The sequence below is a fragment of the Sedimentitalea nanhaiensis DSM 24252 genome (assembly GCF_000473225.1).
Classification (GTDB): Bacteria; Pseudomonadota; Alphaproteobacteria; order Rhodobacterales; family Rhodobacteraceae; genus Sedimentitalea; species Sedimentitalea nanhaiensis.
In genome coordinates this window covers 3,610,471-3,630,340 of the sequence record NZ_KI421509.1, presented here as the reverse complement: position 1 = coordinate 3,630,340, position 19,870 = coordinate 3,610,471, and the positions used below count along the sequence as shown (strand labels likewise).

The 19,870-nt window shown below is 60.5% G+C and carries 21 protein-coding genes; 18 read left to right on the top strand and 3 right to left on the bottom strand.

Annotated features, from left to right (window positions below):
• Nucleotides 1-42 precede the first annotated feature (42 nt).
• The gene (locus tag NANH_RS0119845; protein WP_161631376.1) at nucleotides 43-588 is read left to right on the top strand and encodes a c-type cytochrome; all 546 of its coding nucleotides are present in this window, start codon (nucleotides 43-45) and stop codon (nucleotides 586-588) included.
• 217 nt (nucleotides 589-805) lie between these two features.
• Here the strand turns inward: NANH_RS0119845 and NANH_RS29840 are convergent, their stop codons facing one another.
• On the bottom strand, nucleotides 806-973 hold the full coding sequence (locus tag NANH_RS29840; RefSeq protein WP_254774032.1) for a hypothetical protein: 168 nt from the start codon (nucleotides 971-973) through the stop codon (nucleotides 806-808).
• 4 nt (nucleotides 974-977) lie between these two features.
• Entirely contained in the window at nucleotides 978-1,271 is a 294-nt protein-coding gene (locus tag NANH_RS26650) for a hypothetical protein (RefSeq protein WP_367889532.1), read from the bottom strand.
• 243 nt (nucleotides 1,272-1,514) lie between these two features.
• Between NANH_RS26650 and NANH_RS0119835 the strand changes: the two genes are divergently transcribed.
• The 12 genes from NANH_RS0119835 to NANH_RS0119775 all read left to right on the top strand — a co-directional run bounded on the left by NANH_RS0119835 (nucleotide 1,515) and on the right by NANH_RS0119775 (nucleotide 12,473).
• Nucleotides 1,515-1,904, top strand: a complete 390-nt coding sequence (locus NANH_RS0119835) for a DUF3768 domain-containing protein (RefSeq protein ID WP_027263645.1) — start codon at nucleotides 1,515-1,517, stop codon at nucleotides 1,902-1,904.
• A 156-nt stretch (nucleotides 1,905-2,060) separates the two neighbouring features.
• Nucleotides 2,061-4,043 carry a ParB/RepB/Spo0J family partition protein gene (locus tag NANH_RS0119830; protein WP_027263644.1) on the top strand — a complete coding sequence of 661 codons (1,983 nt, stop codon included), beginning with the start codon at nucleotides 2,061-2,063 and terminating at the stop codon, nucleotides 4,041-4,043.
• A 72-nt stretch (nucleotides 4,044-4,115) separates the two neighbouring features.
• Nucleotides 4,116-4,709, top strand: a complete 594-nt coding sequence (locus tag NANH_RS0119825; RefSeq protein WP_025042408.1) for a hypothetical protein — start codon at nucleotides 4,116-4,118, stop codon at nucleotides 4,707-4,709.
• Nucleotides 4,709-5,362 carry a DUF6927 domain-containing protein gene (locus NANH_RS0119820; RefSeq protein WP_027263643.1) on the top strand — a complete coding sequence of 218 codons (654 nt, stop codon included), beginning with the start codon at nucleotides 4,709-4,711 and terminating at the stop codon, nucleotides 5,360-5,362. The genes NANH_RS0119825 and NANH_RS0119820 overlap by 1 nt, the downstream gene beginning before the upstream one ends.
• A gap of 125 nt (nucleotides 5,363-5,487) precedes the next feature.
• Nucleotides 5,488-5,814: a type II toxin-antitoxin system PrlF family antitoxin gene (locus NANH_RS0119815; protein WP_027263642.1), complete on the top strand. Its 327-nt coding sequence runs from the start codon at nucleotides 5,488-5,490 to the stop codon at nucleotides 5,812-5,814.
• Nucleotides 5,811-6,329 carry a type II toxin-antitoxin system YhaV family toxin gene (locus NANH_RS0119810; protein WP_027263641.1) on the top strand — a complete coding sequence of 173 codons (519 nt, stop codon included), beginning with the start codon at nucleotides 5,811-5,813 and terminating at the stop codon, nucleotides 6,327-6,329. Before NANH_RS0119815 ends, NANH_RS0119810 begins: the two co-directional genes overlap by 4 nt.
• A 100-nt stretch (nucleotides 6,330-6,429) precedes the next feature.
• Nucleotides 6,430-6,594 (top strand): hypothetical protein, encoded by a 165-nt coding sequence (locus NANH_RS28980; protein ID WP_169730253.1) that lies wholly within the window; start codon nucleotides 6,430-6,432, stop codon nucleotides 6,592-6,594.
• On the top strand, nucleotides 6,584-6,736 hold the full coding sequence (locus NANH_RS26645; protein ID WP_009819682.1) for an antitoxin PaaA2 family protein: 153 nt from the start codon (nucleotides 6,584-6,586) through the stop codon (nucleotides 6,734-6,736). Before NANH_RS28980 ends, NANH_RS26645 begins: the two co-directional genes overlap by 11 nt.
• 100 nt (nucleotides 6,737-6,836) lie before the next feature.
• Nucleotides 6,837-11,099, top strand: a complete 4,263-nt coding sequence (locus tag NANH_RS0119795) for a strawberry notch-like NTP hydrolase domain-containing protein (protein WP_027263640.1) — start codon at nucleotides 6,837-6,839, stop codon at nucleotides 11,097-11,099.
• A gap of 121 nt (nucleotides 11,100-11,220) precedes the next feature.
• Entirely contained in the window at nucleotides 11,221-11,607 is a 387-nt protein-coding gene (locus tag NANH_RS0119785) for a DUF6878 family protein (protein WP_027263639.1), read from the top strand.
• A 1-nt stretch (nucleotide 11,608) separates the two neighbouring features.
• A complete protein-coding gene (locus NANH_RS0119780; RefSeq protein WP_027263638.1) occupies nucleotides 11,609-12,070 on the top strand; it encodes a DUF6915 family protein in 462 nt (153 codons plus the stop codon).
• 100 nt (nucleotides 12,071-12,170) lie between these two features.
• Nucleotides 12,171-12,473 (top strand): hypothetical protein, encoded by a 303-nt coding sequence (locus tag NANH_RS0119775; protein WP_027263637.1) that lies wholly within the window; start codon nucleotides 12,171-12,173, stop codon nucleotides 12,471-12,473.
• A 41-nt stretch (nucleotides 12,474-12,514) separates the two neighbouring features.
• Here the strand turns inward: NANH_RS0119775 and NANH_RS0119770 are convergent, their stop codons facing one another.
• A complete protein-coding gene (locus tag NANH_RS0119770; protein ID WP_027263636.1) occupies nucleotides 12,515-13,495 on the bottom strand; it encodes an IS110 family transposase in 981 nt (326 codons plus the stop codon).
• A 275-nt stretch (nucleotides 13,496-13,770) separates the two neighbouring features.
• Between NANH_RS0119770 and NANH_RS0119765 the strand changes: the two genes are divergently transcribed.
• From NANH_RS0119765 to NANH_RS0119745, 5 genes are all read left to right on the top strand, one after another.
• Nucleotides 13,771-14,499: a DUF736 family protein gene (locus NANH_RS0119765; protein ID WP_027263635.1), complete on the top strand. Its 729-nt coding sequence runs from the start codon at nucleotides 13,771-13,773 to the stop codon at nucleotides 14,497-14,499.
• Between the two features lie 155 nt (nucleotides 14,500-14,654).
• The gene (locus NANH_RS0119760; RefSeq protein ID WP_240504184.1) at nucleotides 14,655-15,191 is read left to right on the top strand and encodes a hypothetical protein; all 537 of its coding nucleotides are present in this window, start codon (nucleotides 14,655-14,657) and stop codon (nucleotides 15,189-15,191) included.
• Nucleotides 15,192-15,338: 147 nt separating this feature from the next.
• Nucleotides 15,339-15,920: a rhomboid family intramembrane serine protease gene (locus NANH_RS0119755; RefSeq protein WP_027263633.1), complete on the top strand. Its 582-nt coding sequence runs from the start codon at nucleotides 15,339-15,341 to the stop codon at nucleotides 15,918-15,920.
• 15 nt (nucleotides 15,921-15,935) lie between these two features.
• Complete coding sequence (locus NANH_RS0119750; protein WP_245601475.1) at nucleotides 15,936-17,174, top strand: AAA family ATPase; 1,239 nt, start codon at nucleotides 15,936-15,938, stop codon at nucleotides 17,172-17,174.
• A gap of 3 nt (nucleotides 17,175-17,177) precedes the next feature.
• Entirely contained in the window at nucleotides 17,178-19,667 is a 2,490-nt protein-coding gene (locus NANH_RS0119745) for a S8 family peptidase (protein ID WP_027263632.1), read from the top strand.
• Nucleotides 19,668-19,870: the final 203 nt, after the last annotated feature.

The window sequence follows — 19,870 nt, the reverse complement described above, 5'->3', positions numbered from 1 at the left end:
AACCCGTCCATGATAGTTGTAATTTTCGAGGAGGAGTATGACATGAAACATTCAACAATGCGCAACTTGGCGATTGGTGCCCTTGTCGGTCTTCTGGCAACCGGCGTCTCGGCACAGCAATATCGAGGTGACTGGTGGGGCCACGGTCATATGGGATCAGGTCACATGGGCTCTGGCGGTATGCATGGTTGGGGCTGGGGACAAATGAACCCCGGACAACAGCAGCGGATGCAGCGGCACTGGACATATATGAACCAAGGTGTCCCCGGCGCATATCGCGGCGCTCGGAGCACGGTTCGCGCGACACCTCAGGTGATCGCGGAAGGTCGGACGCTCTATTCGAACAATTGTGCAAGTTGTCATGGTGCCCAAGGGTTGGGAGACGGCCAAGCGGGGCGTTCTCTCGAACCCTCTCCGGCTCTGCTGCGCCAGTTTGTCCAGATGCCGATGTCTGGCGATGAATACCTTCTTTGGACGATTTCCGAGGGCGGCGAGCGATTTGGAACGGACATGCCCGCCTTCGAAGACAAGCTAGGCGAAGAAGATATCTGGAAGATCATTGCCTATATGCGAGCGGGATTCCCGTAAAAACGTAAAGGGCGTACGGTGACCGCGAAGCATACGGACACGTCAAGAGTTTGAAAGGGCCTCCACCGGCTTAGGCGAGGATATACACATTCTTGCCTTGGCGGGGCACCACTCGCCATTCAGAAGGCTGGGGGCGTCAGATAAACCCGGTTTGGGTGACTGGCGCAAGCAGCGATCAAAACTGAGTTCACAGCGGCCTAAGTTATCTGTTTTCAGATTATTCCAAGGATTGAGCTTCCGTGATGTCATGATTGGCATCACGGACAATCACATACGACGAATGAAGAAACAGAGCGGCTATGGTGAACGCAACGATCAGATCGGGCCACGCAGTGCCGGTCCAAGCCACGCAGGCCGCTGCAAAAATAACGGCTGCGTTGCCAATTGCGTCATTGCGAGAGAAGAGCCAAACAGCCCGGACATTTGCATCCCCCGCGCGATGCGGCAGCTACGTTAACAAACAGCGCAATCAACGCGAAGGCCCCCATAAGCTCGGCTTCAACAGGTTGCTGATCGAAGACGCGCCAGAGGGTGCTGCCCATTACGCCCAATCCGAGCAGGCCTAGGAACACACCTTGGATCAGGGCAGACCGGGCCCGCCATAACAAGCTCCAACCAATTGCGAATACGCCCAATAGGGTGATCAATCCGTCGCCCAGAAAGTCGAGGGCGTCCGCTTTCAAGGCCTGAGACCCCGCGAGGAATCCCCCAATTATTTCTATGATTCCATACCCGATATTAAGAGCAATCACGATCCAGAGTGCCCGCTTGTATCCAACAGTCAGATGCTGCTTCGGGCCGCATATCCCGCACACCTGACTTTTGGATTTATTCGGGCCGGGTAGGTTTGTCTGGGTTCCTCCGCCAAGCAAAAAAGAAAAAGCTGGCTTTGGGAAGGGTGTTTCAACTTTTCAAAGGAAATCCCCATGTCCATGACCGTTCAACCCCTGCCATACCGTCCGGATCCGAGTGTGATCGCGGCGCAAAACGACGCGTTTCGCAAGCTCGCGTGCCTTGGAGTGCCGCCCGCGCAGCCCATCCAAGGCCGCATGCATGTCACCCGCTCGCTCATGGAGGCCGGCGATGGCTTCCTGGCCGAGGCGGTGAAGGCCACCGGTGCGTTTGATACATTCGAGCCTGAGAATGATCCCGAAGGATGGCATGATTTCGGGGCGATCGAGATCCGTGGCGAGACCGTGTTCTGGAAACTGGATTTGTACGAAGCGGATTCCGACTTTCGCTATGGGGCCGAGACCCCGGACAATCCTGCCACCACCATGCGTTTGCTGATCATCATGCTGGCGCGCGACTGGTAGAAGGGCAGGAGACTCCTCCCCCTGACATCTCAGACGATGAAGGCCCGTTGCCCCCAAAAAGGCAAAGCGGGCCTTCTGTCGTTGTGATCCCCGAACCCGGGGATTGGTCGCGCGCGAGCGCGCGGGCCGCATCCCTACCACCGAGAAGGACATCCCATGACTGCAAGCTTCAAACCCATCTCCGTCACCATCGGCGATCTGACTGCCCATCCCGCCAATGTGCGCACCAACGCCCCCGAAACCTATGATCCCGAGAACATCGCCCATCTGAAGGCCAGTATCGCTGTGCTGGGCCTGCTCCAGCCGCTTCTGGTTCAGAAGCTTGACGGCAAATATGCTGTCCTCGCCGGTGGCCGGCGCCATGCAGCCCTGAAGGAGCTGATCGCTGACAAGGCCAGCAAGGGATTCACGGCGAAAACCAAGGTGGACTGCCGCCTCGTGCCGGAGGAGTGCGACGTCACCACGGCCCTGTCGCTGGCCGAGAACATCACCCAGGCCCCCATGAACGCGATTGACGAGTTCGAGGCTTTCGCCCGGATGATGGAGGTCGACGGCCAGACGCCCGAGACCATCGCCAAAACCTTCGGCACCACAGTTGCCGCCGTGAAAGGCCGGTTGCGCTATGGCCTGATCCACCCCGACATCCGCGCCGCAGCCCGCGGCAAGGTGATCACGCTCGATACGATGAAGGCCTTCGCCGAGCACCCGAGCCAGGAGGCGCAGCGCGAGGTCTTCGAGGCGCTCACGAAGGACGGCGGCTATCTGCAGGCCTATACCGTTCGACAAGCGCTAAAATCCCGCGGGGTGCAGGTCAGTGACGATATCGGAGCTTTCGTGCGCGAAGACTACGAGGCGCGTGGCGGTGCCGTCGCGGCTGACCTTCTGAAAGAGCATTCCGTGCTCGAGGATGCGGCGCTGGTCGAGACCATCCTGCTCGAGAAGCTCGGTGCCGCCGCCGAAGAGGCCCGTATGAAGCGAGGCTTTGCCTGGGCCGATGCGATGGTGCGCTATGATTACGCGACCATGGCCGACTATGGCCGCGTCTATCCCGGCCCGATCGAGCCGGATGAGGCCACCCAGAAGCGCATCGATGAGATCAGCGCCGAACTCGAGAAATTGCAGCTCGAAATGGAGGATGAGGGGCTCGAGGACGGTGCCTACAATGCCCTTTACGAGCGCGTGGACGCCTTGGAAGAGGAAGCGCGCGATCTGCAGGAGGCCTACAGCGCCGAGGACCTCGCGCGGTCTGGGGTGATCGCGTCCTGGTCGAACGGGAAGGTGACGCTCCATATGGGCCTCGTGCGCCCGGAGGACACCGTGAAAGAGGAGGGCGCGCGCGGCTCCTCGGGCAACCAGACGGGGGAAGAGGCCCCCGATGCCGGAGAAATCACCTATCCAGCCTCACTGGCTGAGGACCTCAAGACCGAGCGAGCCATGGCGCTTGGGGCCGCGATGGCGCTGCATCCGGAAGCCACGCTCGATCTGACGCTCTTCAAGCTGGTCAGTGACGTTCTGGCCAGCGGCATGAGTGTCACGCAGGCGATCAAGATCGATGCCCGCAAGGAATACCGCAGCCATGCCAAGATGGACGAGATCGACGAGATCTCGCTCGAGCAGGTGGCGGCGGCGCATGATGCGCTTGATCTCTCCTGGCTCGATGACGCCCGCGCGCCCGCCGATCAGTTCGCGGCGTTTCGCGCCCTCGATGCAGGGGAGAAGGCCAAGCTCGTGGCCTATGCCACGGCCAGCACCGCGCAGTCCTGCTTCGCCCGGGATCCTCGGCGCGACAGCCTGATGCATGCGTTCGAGATCGAGATCATGCCCGACATCCGCGCCCATTGGACGCCGAACGCGGCGCTGTTCAACCGCTTCAAGAAGGCCTGGCTTCTCAAGATCCTCGGCGAGGATCTGGGTCTCGCCCAGGAGGCGGTGACGCTGGCCTCGTCGAGCAAAAAGGAGATCGTCGCCTTTTGTGACAAGCTCTTCGCAGAGCCCTTCGCCACGCTCACGGACGCGCAGCGCGCTGCCGTGGCCGCCTGGTGCCCGCCCATGATGCAGACCGCCGGTGTCGCCTGTGATGAGGCGGAGCCCGCTGCGGAAACCCCCGAGCCTGACAGCGAGGTCGCGCAAGCGGCCTGATGCATCAAGTGACCCGCGCGAGGCATTCCCTGCGCGGGTCGACCCTTCCAAACCGAACAGAAAGACATCCCCATGGCTATTCTCAAGTTCTCTGCCTCCGCAGTTGCGGCGCAGATCGCGCATGCGCGCGCCTGCAAGACCTTCCTGCCCAACTGGAACGGGCCCGTGGACAGGCCCGCCCTGATCCTGATCGTCGGCAATGGTGTGCATCTGCGCTCGAACGGCATCGATGGCACGACCACCCGTATCGTTACCACCGAGCAGGCCGATCCTTCCTTCGCCTTCGCCGACGGCATGAACCCGTTTCGGGACACCGACTGGATGGCGCAGCGCCGCATGGCGTTTCGCGATCTGACCGGCCAGTTCTACACCGACATCCTGGATGACGTGCAGGTGCTCATCGACCGGGGGCGAGGGGCCATCCGGCTCGCCACCGATGGCCACAGCATCCGCGTCTTCGTGCGCCGGGCCTCGGATTATCTCATCGGCGGAACCTACGAAGTGCCCTCGGGCCTCGGCGGCACCTTCCGGGTTATCCTCAAGGATGCCTGCGATACCTTCGCGATCGTGCAGAACTGCGGCAATTGCGAGGATTTCGACGCCATGCAGCCCTACCGCGTGCCGCTCGATGCGCTGATGGAAATCGATGACCGGAGGGCGGCGTGATGGGTTGGCTCTTCTATACCGATCGCCGCGTCCAGACCTACGCGGATGAGAAAGCGGAGATTGCCCGGCTCTGCACCTTCGAGAGCGACAGGCGCAAGACGGAACTGGTCAAAGCCTGCAAGGTGGGTTCGACTTGGTACGCGGCGGCAAAGGTCACAAGTATCGATGGCTCGCCGGTCGAGGACACGACCTATGTGACCGATGCGGATGGCTCGATCACGTTCGGGGCTGTCTTCCTCACCCGATACGATGACGGCTGCTGGGGCTACAAGGACATGGAGGAAAGCGCTGGCCCGAATGAATCTCGTGCTCCCCTTGGGCTGATCGAGCTCCTCTCCGACCTGAAAGACCCGGACAGCTACGCCCAGGACTGGCGCCAGCGCTGCCGGGACTGGGCCGCGATCCCTGACTATCAAGAGGGGGACAGGATCAAGCTCGCAGCACCGGTGACGCTCACCGATGGCAGCACTTGCCAGATCGTCACCGCGACCCACTACAGGCGGGGTCGGCAAAAGCGCCGCTGCTACCGCATCGAGGAAACCGGTGGGCTCGTACGCCTGTCGAAGGCCTCGCTTGCGGGTTCGGAGCTGCTCAGCTCCGCGAAAGGTGCTGCTAGCCCGGTGCTGGCGGAGTATCTCGCGGGGCGAGAATAGGTGCTGCGCCGGACAGCTCATCGACCTGCCCGGCGACAGCAGATCCTGCGGCTTGTCTTGACAAGACAATGCAAATGCATTACCTATCGCAGGCAGCAAAGACCACATTCTTTCAGGGGGTTGCCATGACACCGCTCGCACAAGATGTCTCGAAACTCACGGATCGGTATCAGACGACCGTGCCGGCGGGTGTGCGCAAGCAGCTCAAGCTGGGCAAGGGCGACCAGATTCGCTACTGTACCGAGCCGAGTGGCAGGGTCTATATCGAGCCCGTGCGCAGCGACGAGGATGATCCTGCGCTCGGCGCCTTTCTCGATTTTGTCGAGGCCGATATCAAGGCGCATCCGGACCGCATTCGGGCGTTCGATGGGGCTTTGCATGACCGTCTTGCAGCACTGGTCGGAGACGTTGACGTCGATCTGGATGCGCCGCTATCGCCCGAGGATGAATGAGCGGCGATAGCGTGCCCGCAGGGGCGCCCCTTGTCGTAAACGGATGGTCGATTTATGCGCATCCGCTCTTTCTGGACCAGCTCGAAGGGCTGATTGAAGAGGTCGAGGCGCGTAAAGCACGTGATCCTAAGAGCTGGCGCAAGAAAAACCCGACGAAACGGCTGGCCGCCATCTTCAAGCTGGTCACCGAGGCCATACCGGCAGATCCGGGTGCCGCCGCCTTCCGGCAAGGCGGCACACTCGGCGATCACCGCAAGCACTGGTTCCGGGCGAAATTCTTCCAGCAGTATCGGCTGTTCTATCGGTTCAACAGCGATGCGAAGGTCATCGTGGTGGCCTGGGTGAACGACGACAAGACCCTGCGCGCCTACGGCAGCAAGACGGATGCCTATGCGACGTTCAAAGGGATGCTGGAAGATGGCAACCCACCTGACAATTTTGACGCGCTCCTGAAAGAAGCCGCGGCGGCGGACAAGCGGTTCGAAACTTCCCTTGAAGCGGCGCCCGATCGGTAAGTGGCCTAGGATGATTTTCTGCGACCCTAACAGCACCGCCGTTTACGGTATCACGCAAGGTGATGTAACCTCACGCCTTAACACGGTTGGAGAAAACGCAATGGACGAAACGGGAAAGGAAGGGCCACTTCTTGGTCTCGATGAGCAATGCGCGTCCCAGATGAAGCGGGGCCGTTTGCCAGTCGCGGTGCACGTTGCAGACATGCCCCATGGCCTTGGCAAGCTTCTGGATAAAGCTCTCGAGGAGCATTTCCATGGCCGCTGAAGCGAATTCTTATGACGCCTGGTTTTGCGCGCAGGTGCAGGCCGCGCTGGAGGATGCACGCTCGGGAACATCTCAGGTTCAGGTGATGCAGGCCGCACAGGCATTGATTGATGCGAAGCGGCAGGTCGAACCCAAGTCCTGACCAAGCCTTGGGGGCAGCGCGGTCTGACCCCGCCACCCTGAAAAGCAAAAGCGGGCTTTTTGTCCTTTGGAACTCAGACCCTGATCCAAAGGAAAATCCCATGTCCAAGCCCAATCCGGCAAGCCCGGCTCTCTCAACCTCCGACGGTCATCTCGCCTCTGCGCTGGCGCAAGTCGGCGCGGAGATCGACCACCAGCCCCTACGCAGCTCAGCGCTCGCGCGCATAATGCGCGAGACCTTTCTTGGTAGCGATGCTGGTGGCGCCTGGGACTGGCGCATGGCCTACGACCTGATGCAGGCCGCGGCCATCCAGATGCTGCTGCGTGGGGACGGCGCGGCAGGTGACATCGCCGCTGCAAGGCTGCTTGCCTCACGGCTCCTCACGGAAACACGCCGCTCCGAGCAACAGATCCGGCTGCAGCAGTTTTCCACGCCGTTGCCTTTCGCGGCAATGGTCGTGCGGGCGGCAGCCATTCGCAAGGGCGAGACTGTGCTGGAGCCCTCGGCTGGCACCGGTGCCCTGGCTGCTTTCGCCGCCCGGGCCGGTGCCATGCTTGTAATCAATGAAATCGACCCCTCTCGCCAGCGCCTCCTGCGCGCGGTTTTCGGCGGCGAGGTCACAGGCCATGACGGCGAGCATATCGACGATCTGCTGCAGTCGCCGGTTCTACCCGACGTCGTGGTGATGAATCCGCCCTTCGCCTCCTCGGTCGATCGGTCGCGGGACAAGCACATCGCCGCCAAACATCTCATCGCGGCTTCAAAGCGTCTCGCGCCCGGTGGGCGGCTGGTGGCGATCATGCCGCCGGGATTCACGCCCGAACGCGATGCCGCGCATTGGTCCCGCGCCTGCGGTCTCCTGACGCCGCGCTTGGCGCTGACGATGCCGGGGGAGGTCTACCGCAAGCTCGGTACCTCTGTCGAAACCCAACTCATGGTCTTCGACAAGGTGCAGGAAGACGGCGAGATGATCCGCGTCCCTGTGCGGGATCTGGATGAAGCCTTGGCATATGTTGATGCTGTGGCCTCAACCCGGCCCGAGATGCGCCACGTACAACAGGCTGCGGCGATCCCTCATGCTCAGCCGACCGTTCCAGCATCTGCCCCGCGCAAGACCGCCGCTTCGCATGTTGCCGCCTCCAAACCCCGGGCCAATGCCGTCCGTCCGCTCAGCTTCACAAGCTTTGAGACCCCTCGCGACAACACGCCCATCTCGGACATCTATGCGCGCTACCGTCCGCAACGGATCGAGATTGCGGATGCGCAGGAACATCCCACGCCGCTCGTTGAAAGCATCGCCATGGCCTCGGTTGCCCCGCCCATGCCCTCAAATACGGGCCGTGATGGCTTGCGCCTGCCCGCACGGTTGATCGAGGAGGGAGATCTCTCCGAGGCGCAGCTCGAGACCATCATCATGGCGCATGATGCCCATGGGCGTGATCTGCCCGGTCGGTTTACCATCGATGACGACCAGACCAAGCTGACGCGCGCCGATGATGACCCGGATGCACGAGCCTATCGCCTTGGCTATTTCCTCGGCGACGGCACCGGTTGCGGCAAGGGCCGCGAATGCGCGGGGCTCATTCTCGTGAACTGGCTGGCCGGGCGCAGGAAGGCGATCTGGGTCTCCAAATCCGCGACGCTCATCGAGGACGCGATCCGCGACTGGACCGATCTCGGCGGCTCGCCAGCCGACATCCAGCCGCTCTCCAAATGGAAACCGGACCAGCCCATCCCGATGGGCGACGGTATCCTCTTCGTCACCTACGCCACGCTGCGGTCCGCGGGCAAATGCGGCACCACGCGGCTGAGCCAGATCCTCGACTGGATGGGCGAAGATTTCGACGGCGTCCTCGCTTTTGATGAGGCCCATGCCATGCAGAACGCGGCCGGGTCGGAGCAGGGCAGGGGGGTCAAACCCTCCCAGCAGGGCCTTGCTGGCCTGCGGCTGCAACTGGCAGCACCCCGCGCTCGCGTCTTCTACATCTCGGCCACGGGTGCCACGAGCGTCCACAACCTGGCCTATGCCGCGCGTCTCGGTCTCTGGGGGCAGGGCCCCGAATATCCCTTCCCGAGCCGCGAGGGTTTCGTTTCAGCGATGGAAGCCGGCGGCGTGGCTGCCATGGAGGTGGTCGCGCGTGATCTTAAGACGCTCGGCCTCTACACGGCGCGTGCCCTCAGTTTTGATGGGGTGGAGTATGATGTGCTGGAACACGCGCTGACCCCGGCCCAGATCGAGGTCTATGACGCCTACGCTGGAGCGTTTCGCACGATCCACCACAATCTCGAAGCGGCGCTGACGGCGACCGGCGTCAACGACGCCTCGGGCGAGACCAATGCCTCGGCCGCACGCGCCTCGGCCAAGTCCCGCTTCGAGAGCACGAAGCAGCGCTTCTTCAACCATCTCCTGATGGGCATGAAAGCCCCGACCATCATCCGCGCGATCAAGGACGATCTGGCGGTGGGCAAGGCTTGCGTCATCCAGGTGGTCTCGACGGGTGAGAGCCTGCTGAAGCGCCGGCTTGAGGCGATGGACCCGGAGGACGAGCTGGTCGAGGGCGCGCTAACGCCGCGCGACTACGTCCTGGGATACCTCGAACAGGCCTTCCCGATTCATGCGCAAAAGCTCGTGGAGATTGACGGCAACATGGTGGCGGAACCCTTGCGGGATGAGACCGGCGCGCTCGTTGTCTCGCGCGAGGCGCTCGCCCTGCGCGATGCGGCCATGCTGGAGTTGATGACGCTCGCCCCGATCCCCTCGGCGCTCGATCAGATCCTCTGGGCTTTTGGCTACGAGGCCGTGGCAGAAGTCACGGGGCGGTCCATCCGACCCATCAAAGCCGAGGACGGCCATCTCTTCATCGAGAAGCGCGCCGCCAGCAGCAATTCGTCGGAGACCCAAGCCTTTATGGATGGTGAGAAGGATATCCTGATCTTCTCCGATGCGGGCGGGACGGGCCGGTCCTATCATGCGGCGCAAACGGCGAAGAACCAGAAACGGCGGCGGCACTACCTGTTGGAGCCCGGCTGGCGCGCCGATGCGGCCATCCAGGGGCTCGGCCGCACGCATCGCTCTGCCCAGGTCAGCGCGCCCTTCTTCCGGGTCTGCACCTCGGATGTGCATGGCGAGAAGCGCTTTACCTCGACGATAGCCAAACGCCTCGACCAGCTGGGGGCCTTGACCAAGGGTCAGCGCGAGACCGGCTCGCAGGGCATGTTCCGCGAGGAGGACAATCTCGAAAGCCCGATCGCGCGGGCCGCGCTGCGCGGGTATTTCGCCGATCTTGCCGCCGGGCGCGCTGAGGCGATGAGCTACGAGAGCTTCACCGACTGGACGGCCCTGCGGCTGATCGACAAGGACGGGGTGCTCCTTGAGGAGCTTCCCCCGATCCAGCGGTTTCTCAACCGGGTTCTGGCCCTGCCCATCCACATGCAGAACGCGCTCTTTGCCGAGTTCATGAGGCGGATTGCCGATCAGTCTGAGCGGGCGCGCGCGGCGGGCACGCTCGATCTCGGCGTGGAAACTCTGCGTGGCGAAAAGATCGAACAGGTATCCACAGAGGATCTCTGGATCTGCCCGAAATCCGGCGCCGTGACGCGGATCATTGGACTTGAAGTCACCGACCCGGTCCATGTGCTTTCGGCGGATGACGCCCTGTCGCGCAATTTCGATAAGCTGCCGATGGTCAACCGCGCGTCGGGTCGCGCGGCGCTCATCTCGGCGCGGCCAATGCAGATGTATGACGAGGACACTGTCACGCTGATGCGCAAGGCGGTGCGGCCAAACGGGTCGAGCTATCTCGAAGAGGCACGGTTTGAGTCCTCGGCTTGGGAAGAGATCGGCAAGCCTGAGTTCGCATGGCTTTGGGATGCCGAGGCAGCGTCCCTGCCAAAAACCACCACAACCAAGCTCTACCTGCTGACCGGGCTCTTGTTGCCGATCTGGAAGGATATTCCGAACACCAATGAGCGCATCTACCGGGTCACGCCCGATGGGGCGACCGCCATGATCGGGCGCACGCTGAGCGAGGAAGGGGCGGCCGCGCTGCGCGCCCGCTTCCTCGTGTCCAACCCGCAAACACCGCAGGAGATGTTGACCGCCGCCCTCGGCACCACTGCGCCGGTCGATCTGGGCCGGGGTCTCACCCTGACCCGTCGCCGTGTCGCAGGCGAGATGCGCCTTGAGTTGTGCGGCGTTGACAGGGGCATGATTGATGGCCTCAAGGCCCTCGGCTGCTTCACCGAGATCATAGCCTTCCAGCTACGGGTGTTCCTGCCGCATGGGGACGGGATCGACACGGGAAGCATTCTGGCCCGGATCGTGGGGCAGGAAGCCGCCATGACGTCAGAACAAGCCGCCTGAAAAGTCAAAGCGGGCTTCCGGTCGGGCGGCGTGGATCGGGATTTGGCCGATCTGCGCTTTCCGGGCGCGCGCTGACCAATGCCAGGCCCGGCCCCCCAAATTCAGATAAGAGGACAGACCCATGACCAATCCCCAGATCGACTATGCCGCAATGGCGGCTCAGTGGCGTGCAGAGCGCGAAACCACCCTGAAGGCATCCCGAGCGGAGCTGCTTGCGCAACTACGCGCGCTTGGCATCAGCGAGGTCACCGCCGAATACGAAGGCTATGGCGATTCCGGCAATGTCGAGGATGTGACGGTGCAGCCTGCAGAGGTCCAACTGCCGGAGCCGCTTGTCACCGCGGTCGGCGACTTCGCCTGGTCGCTCGCCTATCACCATCACCCGGGGTTCGAAAACAACGAGGGCGGCTACGGCACGCTGACCTGGGACATAGCAGCCGACAGCATCACGCTCGATCATGCGGACCGCTACGTTGAATGCTCGCACAGCTATGACGAGGGACTGTGAGATGGCGCATCCGCTTCATCATGCTGAAAGCTCGGCCCAGAAATTCGGCGGGGTGCCGTCTGACTATCAGTCTGTGCACGATTGGTTTGACGCCTCGAAAGAGCACCTCGCGCTCTTCACGCACCGCGCCATGCGTCACCATGCGCAAGGCCTGTTTGAGGCCCAACGGGTTTTTGGCCTGACACTGACCAATAGTGCGGGCCGCGACATCCCCGTGCGCTGGATCGGCGAGCAGCATATCCGTGAAGACTGCCAAGGCCGCATCCCGAGCATGGCGGACTGGCTGCGACGGATCCAGCCCGAGCCATGGATGGCCAATGGCCACATCGACCGGCATGCTGGCGATGAGCCCTGCGGCGACCCAAGGGTCGCCTGGGCATCTGAAGTCGCCGCCGGAAGAACGGTTCTTGGCCTGAAGGATTGGATGGCGGCGCGCGCGACGCAAGCCACGCAAAGCGCCTGACAGCTCTCGACTGTTTGCCAAACGAATACTGCATGGAAGCCCGGTTGGAAGATCGGGCTTCTTGCGTCGTTTCCCCACCATTCTTCTTGAGGAGGATCGCATGACACTCGAAGACATCAAGGCGGCCGTCGATGCCGGCCAGACCGTGCATTGGGCCAATACCGGCTACGTTGTGCACAAAGACCGGCTCGGTCAGTACCTCATCACCTATGTGCCGAACGGTAGCTGCATCGGTCTGACCGACCGGGGCGGGCACGGGTTGAACGGAAAAGAGGCGGAGTTCTTCATCGCGCGATCGGAGGACGGCGCGGAAAATCCGGGCAGCCAATCAAGACCAGACGGGCAGGGGAGGGGCGTAGCACCAGGAGGCGCGGGGGCATTCCCACTCGGACGGCAGCTCTGACCCGTGGGCGGGGCTGAAAAGGAAAGCATCTGTCTTGAAATTCAAGGCTGCGTTTCTGACCAAAGCCTGTTTTCGCTGAGAAGCGTGTTTGCGAGTATGAGGAGCTTTCTCATCACAGCGGTGATTGCGACTTTGAAAGGTTTGCCCGCTTTCTTGAGGCGCTGATAGAACGCGGCCATGTCCTTGTTCCAGCGGATCGCGACGACGGCCGCCATGTACATGACATCTCTCACTGGTTTGCGTCCTCCGCCTATCTTGCGTTTTCCGCGGAAGCTGCCTGAATCACGGTTCATGGGTGCGACACCGGAGAGAGATGCAATCTGCTTGGCATTGGCGCCGCCCAGTTCGTTGAGCTCGGATATCAGAGTTGCTGCTGTGGTCAGCCCGATACCCGGAATCGATGTAAGGATTTCATGCTTTCGCCTGATGCCATCGTCTTCTTCAATTAATTCGGCCAATAGCTGTTCGAGATCTTTGCAGTGACACTGACACAGAGAAATGCGCGCCGCGATCTGCGCGATCACTAGGTCGTCCAGTGTCTGTGTTTGCTGCTGTTTCAGGATCTTCATTTCATCGACGATTTGCCTGCGAGCGACTGTAATCTCTGCAATTTTTGCTTGCTGCTTGGAAGGCGGTGTACTCGCCGGAGGTCGAACTCTTTCACCATATTCAGCCAGTACTTGCGCATCGATCCTGTCGGTCTTAGCCAGGCGACCTACTGATCTCGCGAAGTTCCTGCTTCGAGCTGGGTTCGCGACAGCAGTCCTAACACCAGCCTCATGAAGCGTTTTATGCGCCATCCTGTGATAGCGTCCCGTCGCCTCGAGGACCACAAGATCGGCATCGTGATCTCGGCAGACGTTGACCAGTTCAGCAACGCCTCCAGCGTCATTTTTGAAGCTGTGATGATTGCCAGCCGGCGAAACATACACGTCCAGCTGATCCTTGCTGACGTCGATCCCCATGACAATGAATGGGGACGTCGCCGTTGTGATGGTCTTCTTTTCTTGTATCCGGGACATCGGTGACTCCCCTCCATCTGTTCAGAACAGTTCCATCTTTGGAAGCCGACCATTCTTTCCTTCGGTACGTTATTACCCGCAGGCTTTCGGTCCGACTTCCCCCGGGATGGTTAGCAATGCCGTTCCCAGATTACGACGTTCCGCTGGGGGAGCCGTCGCACCATTAAAGATACAAGCAAGCTTTCTGATTTGTGATCCCTCAAGGGGTCGAGAAAGCAATCCCGGATGCGCTGGCAAGGACGTCAGACACCGGCCAATCCAAAAGGAACCATCCCATGTTCGCAGGAACCCTCACCCGCAATGTCGAGACCGCAGCCGCTCAGTACACCGGCATGATCCACTCGACGCGTTTTGACATCGCCATCCAGTTGGAAGCGCGGGCAAAGATGTCCGAACGCAGCCCGGATTTTGACGTGACGGCAGTCAACAAATCAGGCCGCAAGGTGCGCATCGGCACGGCCTGGAACGAGACCGGCAATACCAGCGGCAACCCCTACATCTCGATGCAGATTGATGTCGGCTTGGGCCCGTTCCGGGTCAACGCGGTGCAGACGAAAGAGGCGTGTGCGGCCCAAAGCGGCGAATTCGAGATCATCCCGCTGGTCTCGAACGGCCTGATGAAATCCGGCTCGATCTCGGGCGAGCTCACCGCCATGGACGCCGACAACGCCTTCACCGGCTACATCGCGAACATGATGTTCGATCTGGAGTTCATGCTGATCGAGAACAGCTACAAATCCGAAGAGACCCACCCCGATTACCGCATCGAGGTCAGCTCGCCCCGGGGCACACCGATACGCGTCGGCTCGGCCTGGATGGCGAAAAGCAGCCGCACGGGCAATGACTACTTGTCGCTGCTGATCAACACGCCTGATGGGGACCTGCGCGTCAACGCCGTGCAGAACGAAGAGCAGCGCGGCGGGCAGACCTTCTCGATCATCCCGTTCATCGACAGCGGTGAGCAGCCGCAGGACGCGGGCGCGGGGCTGTCGCTGGTCGCGTAGTTAGCGCACGCAGTTAGACGATACGTACCGAAAGGGGAGCCGTGGGACCACGGTTCCCCTTTTCCCATGTCCGTTTGCGTCAAGGACGCCACCCGCTTGCGATCTGCTGACTATGATATACGATAATATATTATTGAATGGACGAGGGTAGGCGCATGGTGGCGAGACTGGGAAAAGCTCCGTGGTTCGAGAGCTTTGATGTAGACGCAGAGGTTGCAGAGCTTCTTGCTCATATCGAGCGTTGCACCGGATTTGCGCTGCCTGAACGACAGCGTGATGTCCTCATGACCCATGCAAGGGCAAAGCTCGACAGGACAAGGCAGGCAGTTCTGGAGGCCAAGGCTGCGGGAAAGCCGGTGTCCACATCGCGGCGTGCGTATCTGACCGACCTGCAGGACACGATCTTCATGGCGATCCCGGAGGAGAATCTCGCGCGGATGCCGCTGCGCGAGCAGGTTCTCAACGACCCGTCATTTTACGCGGATGCCATGCACCGCGCCGCCTCGATTAGCGAAGATGAGCTATTCATGGTGCTGTCCTCTTCGCTGAAAGACATGACCGTTCAAGACGCCCAGGCCTTTGTCTCAAAGCTCTGGCACAGCACGATTGACGACAATGCCCGTAAATACGCCGAAGCCCTGAAGCGCCCCGAGCGTGAAATCATGCCGCGGCGGCCTGGGAACACCGTTTAAGATCGGAGCCATTCTCTTGGCTTGAGCCCTACCGAGGTTGGCCGCCGCGACCCCCTTTCCCGGAGGTGGCACCCTGTGCTGCGCGCGAAAACCATTGAAGGCGCTGTGGTGACGTCTACTGTCGCCAACATGATGAACCGGGATCACATGCGCGTCTTCTTTGGGCGCACCGCGGCGCTTGTCGCCTTTGTAGCGCTGCTCTGGGCGGTCCAGGTCGCCAATTGGATCTTCGGTTACGGTTTGAACCCGGCCTTCGGCCTGATCCCCCGGCATGTCAGCGGATTGGATGGTGTCATCGCCATGCCCCTCCTGCATGGAAGCTTCGCGCACCTGATGGCCAATACGCCGCCGCTCCTGGTGATGGGTGGGCTGCTGGTGGCTACGACCACGCGGGCCTTGCTGGCCGTGAACGCCGTGGTGATCGGCCTCGGCGGCGGTCTTGTCTGGCTGTTCGGAAGCTCGGCCATCCATATCGGCGCGTCAGGGCTCGTCTTCGGCTGGTATGGCTTCCTCGTCGCGCGCGGCCTCGTGGATCGCTCCCCGATCACGCTGGGCGCGGCACTGGTGGTCGGTGTCCTCTATGGCTCCCTTCTCTGGGGCGTTTTTCCAGGCCAACCCAGCGTCTCGTGGGAGGCGCATCTCTTCGGCGCCATCGCGGGCGCGGGCGCTGCGTTCCTAATCCGAACGCATGTACATGCGCCGCGCCTCGGCGGCGTCGATCTGGACTGAAGCCGTACGCCAGACGTGGTCGGCCCCAACCGGACCTTCATCATTGACCGTCATGCTGCGTTGCGGAACGTCTTAGCTGACTTTTTTCGCCAGAGGCGTTACGCTCACACTTTCGCGCTTTTGCTTGGGGTGCCGAATTCCCGTCGACAAATCAGCGAGGATTTGCGATCTTCGCACAAAATCGAGACGGTCCGACAGACTAACCCGTTGGGAAAAAGGAAATCGTCGCAAGCACCAAGGGTCTGGAGCATGTCCAACGCAAAGCAGATACTGGCTATGCTCCAGAGCAAGGCGGACGGTGACGACGAGCATTTCTATTCAATTGCGTTGCAGGTTGCCGCCGCAGAGGCCCGGCAAGGGCGTCGTACACTCGCAGAAGACCTGAGGGCCGCTGTAGACAAGGCGCGGGAGAAGGCGGCGTCGGGCCAAACCGTCGCCGTGCCTTTCGCGTCCCCGCGTGGTGATCTTGCCGACTTGATCGAGATGCGCCCGCCGCGCTTCGATCTTGAAAGCGTCGTCATGAACGCCTCGTTGCGTGCGCGGCTGGATGACGTTGTCTTGCAACAGCACAAGCGTGACTGGCTCCGCGAACATGGCAAGACGCCCAACCGGCGTGTTCTCTTCGTCGGACCACCGGGTTCGGGCAAGACGATGTCGGCGGAAGCCTTGGCTGGTGAGTTGCGGTTGCCGTTGTTCGTAATCCGCCTAGAAAGCCTGATCACGCGCTTCATGGGTGAGACTGCCGCCAAGCTGAGGCTCGTTTTTGACGAAACCGCCCGTCACCGGGGGGTATATCTCTTTGACGAATTCGATGCTGTCGGAGGAAATCGAGGCGCGACGAATGACGTTGCCGAGATGCGCCGCGTGTTGAACTCTTTCCTGCAATTCATGGAAGAGCCGAATTCCACGGACAGCGTGATCATTGGCGCAACGAATTATCCAGACCTGCTCGACCCGGCTCTGTTGCGCCGGTTCGATCTGGTTATGGAATTCTGTCCGCCCACTGACGAAGAAATCCGCACGATCATCAAGTTCAATCTGCGGCCAATGAAATTCCCCAACCTGAAGTGGAAGAGCATTCTTGCATCGGCCCAAGGGTTGAGCCAGTCTGAGATTGCCCGCGCAACAGAAGACGCGGTGAAAAGCGCAATCTTGGCTGAGCGGAAGAACGTGACATCGGACGATCTGCTGCGCAGGCTGAATGACAGGCGAGAAATGCGAGAGGCGTTTCGACCTTCGGCAGTGAACAAGTAGTAGATGGCATCCAAGTACTCCTTACCGCATATCAACATCGAAAGCAGACGGGAGCGCGCGGACTTCAAGTCCACCAATGAGCGTTTTCCCGGAAGCCCTCCTCCTCGGGACCGCCAGCAGCATGGCGCAATGCTCCGAGGGCAGTTCTCGCAGGCAGCAAACGACTTTGAGCAAGATCGTCCGCGCGATGAACGGGTATCTCCCGCTGCTGGTGTCTATTTGGAAGTCGAGCTTAGACCGAACGCCAGCCCGGATAGTCTGGAGAGGAAGAAAAGCCATCTGAAACCGGCTTCTGCAAAGCTGGGAGCTGCCGATACTCGGATCGTTGGCCTGTTTGTTCCTGAAGACGCAAAGCCGGTACTTGAAAGCATTCTGGCCGACTACCAGTCGGGCGAACTGACTGAAAAAGGTCAAAACCCGCCATACAAGTCATTCGTTGAACCGATTGAGGCCATCCGAAAGGCCCGTCTCGAAACCTTCTGGACAGATGATCTGGAAGCGCTGCCGCAAGACCCCAACGATACGATCTGGTGGGAGGTGTGGTGCATCAAGTCGGCAGAGAATGCTCTCGATGCTTTGGCTGAAAAGCTCGATGCACGATGCGCTCCAAAGGAACAGCGTTTGGTGTTTCCAGAACACGTGGTTGTTCCCGTTCTTGCCGCGCGCGCTACCATCGAGTTGATGCTATTTGCGCGGTTTTCAATCACAGAACTTCGACGAGCCACGGATACTCCGCATTTCTTCATTGATGACCTAAATCCTGATGAACAGTTTGAATGGACCGACGATCTTGCGGGCCGGATCGAATGGCCCGGTGCAGAGGTTCCAGCGATTTGCCTTTTGGACAGTGGCGTCAATCGTGCGCATAGTTTGATTGAACCAGCTCTTTCACCCGCTGACCTATACAGTGTTCGTCCGGAATGGGGGGTAGACGATACTGGTCCGCGTCCTGGCCATGGGACTCAAATGGCTGGGATCGCTCTGCATGGCGACCTCGTGCCGAAGCTAGCTGATAAAAACCAGGTTAAACTGGCCCATAGACTAGAGAGTGTAAAAATCCTTCCGCCTCCGGGAATGGGAAAGCCCGAAGAGCGCTTCTACGGTCCGATCACGAAGTCTGCCGTCAGCCTTGCGGAAATCGGGCGACCAGAACGCGGCCGCGTTTTCTGCATGGCGGTTACCAATGAAGACATCTCAGGGACACAGCCTTCAACATGGAGCGCGGCGCTTGATCAAGAAGCGGCGGGCGTCACAATGGACGACAAAAGGGCACCCAGACGCCTTATTGTTGTTTCCGCAGGTAATGCACCCAACCCGATCATGTTAGACGAGGTGCAACCCTCGGACACTTATCCGATTGAGGACCCGGCACAAGCTTGGAATGTCGTAACCGTCGGTGGCTACACTGACAAAATCCACATTGCCGAACCTGAATTGGCCGACCATTCGCCGCTTGCCGAAGCGGGCGACCTTAGCCCTTTCACGAGGACTTCGACGCTATGGACGACAGGGCGCAATAGGCCGATAAAACCCGACATTGTCATGGAAGCTGGAAACCGCGCTGTGGATGCTTCCCGAACCACCGTTGTCGATACAACCTCTCTTTCGGTCGCAACCTCTGGTCCCGAAGTTGACCGGCGTCCGTTGGTACCGTTTCGTGCTACAAGCGCGGCAACAGCCGAAGCTGCGCGACTGGCGTGCCGCTTGATGGCGGCCAAGCCTGAATACTGGCCGGAGACTATCCGTGCCTTAATGGTCCACGGTGCCGAGTGGACAGAAAAGATGCGATTTGCGCTAGACCCCTTAGGGAAAACCGACGCTGCAAAGCTGTTGCGGCACTTCGGATACGGCGTACCCACGTATGAGCGGGCAATTGCTTCAGCTGAGAACCATCTCGCTCTGGTGGCGCAGTCCGAAATCCAACCCTATGGCGTCTCGGGTTTCAAAGACTGCCACTACTACGACTTGCCCTGGCCGCGACAGGCATTTGAAGCGCTAGGGGATGAGGAGGTCAGACTGAAGATCACCTTGTCATACTTTGTTGATCCAAACCCGGGAGCGTTGGCGTCGCTCGATCCATATCGGTATCAGTCGTTCGGCTTGCGGTTCGACTTGAAACGCCGGATGGAAAGCACTGATGAATTCAAAAAGAGGGTGAATGTCGAAGAGCGAGCAGACCCACGACGCAAGCCCCCCACGCAATCGGACACCGACAATTGGCGCTTTCCTGATGGCACGCCGTCCGGATCGCTGCACTGTAACGAATGGAAAGGGCCAGCCGCGTGGCTCTTGGCGCGCAATATTCTCTGCATAAAGCCGGTCGGTGGTTGGTGGAAGAACCGCGCGGATACTGCCACACGTCAGCAAAAGACACGATATGCGTTGGTGGTGTCAGTCAAGACCGCAAGAGAAGACGTGACCTTGCACACAGATATCAACTCGATCATTTTCGGCACCGTGCCGGTTTCCCAAGATATTGAAATAGGAACATGAATTCTGTCCTGCCTCTCGTCGGCAGGACAAGACGACTGTTCGATGCGCAGAAACCACCTGAATGTCCGCTCCTGCCGAGGCCTTCCATCTGAGTTGCGCACGCATCGAATGTCGGCTTCCCACCCTCAGATCGAATGCGTGGAAAAGCAATCTGTGGAATTTGCAGCGGCGTCGCCCCTACATCAATCTTGGTCTGAGCCTTG

What these genes read in the sequence shown, in the direction of transcription:
- NANH_RS0119815 (WP_027263642.1), top strand. Translation starts at nt 5,488, where the DNA reads ATGACACCGCTCGCACAAGATGTCTCGAAACTCACGGATCGGTATCAG.
- NANH_RS0119825 (WP_025042408.1), top strand. Translation starts at nt 4,116, where the DNA reads ATGGCTATTCTCAAGTTCTCTGCCTCCGCAGTTGCGGCGCAGATCGCG.
- NANH_RS0119755 (WP_027263633.1), top strand. Translation starts at nt 15,339, where the DNA reads ATGCGCGTCTTCTTTGGGCGCACCGCGGCGCTTGTCGCCTTTGTAGCG.
- NANH_RS0119765 (WP_027263635.1), top strand. Translation starts at nt 13,771, where the DNA reads ATGTTCGCAGGAACCCTCACCCGCAATGTCGAGACCGCAGCCGCTCAG.
- NANH_RS0119845 (WP_161631376.1), top strand. Translation starts at nt 43, where the DNA reads ATGAAACATTCAACAATGCGCAACTTGGCGATTGGTGCCCTTGTCGGT.
- NANH_RS0119830 (WP_027263644.1), top strand. Translation starts at nt 2,061, where the DNA reads ATGACTGCAAGCTTCAAACCCATCTCCGTCACCATCGGCGATCTGACT.
- NANH_RS0119775 (WP_027263637.1), top strand. Translation starts at nt 12,171, where the DNA reads ATGACACTCGAAGACATCAAGGCGGCCGTCGATGCCGGCCAGACCGTG.
- NANH_RS0119820 (WP_027263643.1), top strand. Translation starts at nt 4,709, where the DNA reads ATGGGTTGGCTCTTCTATACCGATCGCCGCGTCCAGACCTACGCGGAT.
- NANH_RS0119835 (WP_027263645.1), top strand. Translation starts at nt 1,515, where the DNA reads ATGTCCATGACCGTTCAACCCCTGCCATACCGTCCGGATCCGAGTGTG.
- NANH_RS0119770 (WP_027263636.1), bottom strand. Translation starts at nt 13,495, where the DNA reads ATGTCCCGGATACAAGAAAAGAAGACCATCACAACGGCGACGTCCCCA.
- NANH_RS28980 (WP_169730253.1), top strand. Translation starts at nt 6,430, where the DNA reads ATGGACGAAACGGGAAAGGAAGGGCCACTTCTTGGTCTCGATGAGCAA.
- NANH_RS0119795 (WP_027263640.1), top strand. Translation starts at nt 6,837, where the DNA reads ATGTCCAAGCCCAATCCGGCAAGCCCGGCTCTCTCAACCTCCGACGGT.
- NANH_RS0119745 (WP_027263632.1), top strand. Translation starts at nt 17,178, where the DNA reads ATGGCATCCAAGTACTCCTTACCGCATATCAACATCGAAAGCAGACGG.
- NANH_RS0119780 (WP_027263638.1), top strand. Translation starts at nt 11,609, where the DNA reads ATGGCGCATCCGCTTCATCATGCTGAAAGCTCGGCCCAGAAATTCGGC.
- NANH_RS26645 (WP_009819682.1), top strand. Translation starts at nt 6,584, where the DNA reads ATGGCCGCTGAAGCGAATTCTTATGACGCCTGGTTTTGCGCGCAGGTG.
- NANH_RS0119785 (WP_027263639.1), top strand. Translation starts at nt 11,221, where the DNA reads ATGACCAATCCCCAGATCGACTATGCCGCAATGGCGGCTCAGTGGCGT.
- NANH_RS0119810 (WP_027263641.1), top strand. Translation starts at nt 5,811, where the DNA reads ATGAGCGGCGATAGCGTGCCCGCAGGGGCGCCCCTTGTCGTAAACGGA.
- NANH_RS0119760 (WP_240504184.1), top strand. Translation starts at nt 14,655, where the DNA reads ATGGTGGCGAGACTGGGAAAAGCTCCGTGGTTCGAGAGCTTTGATGTA.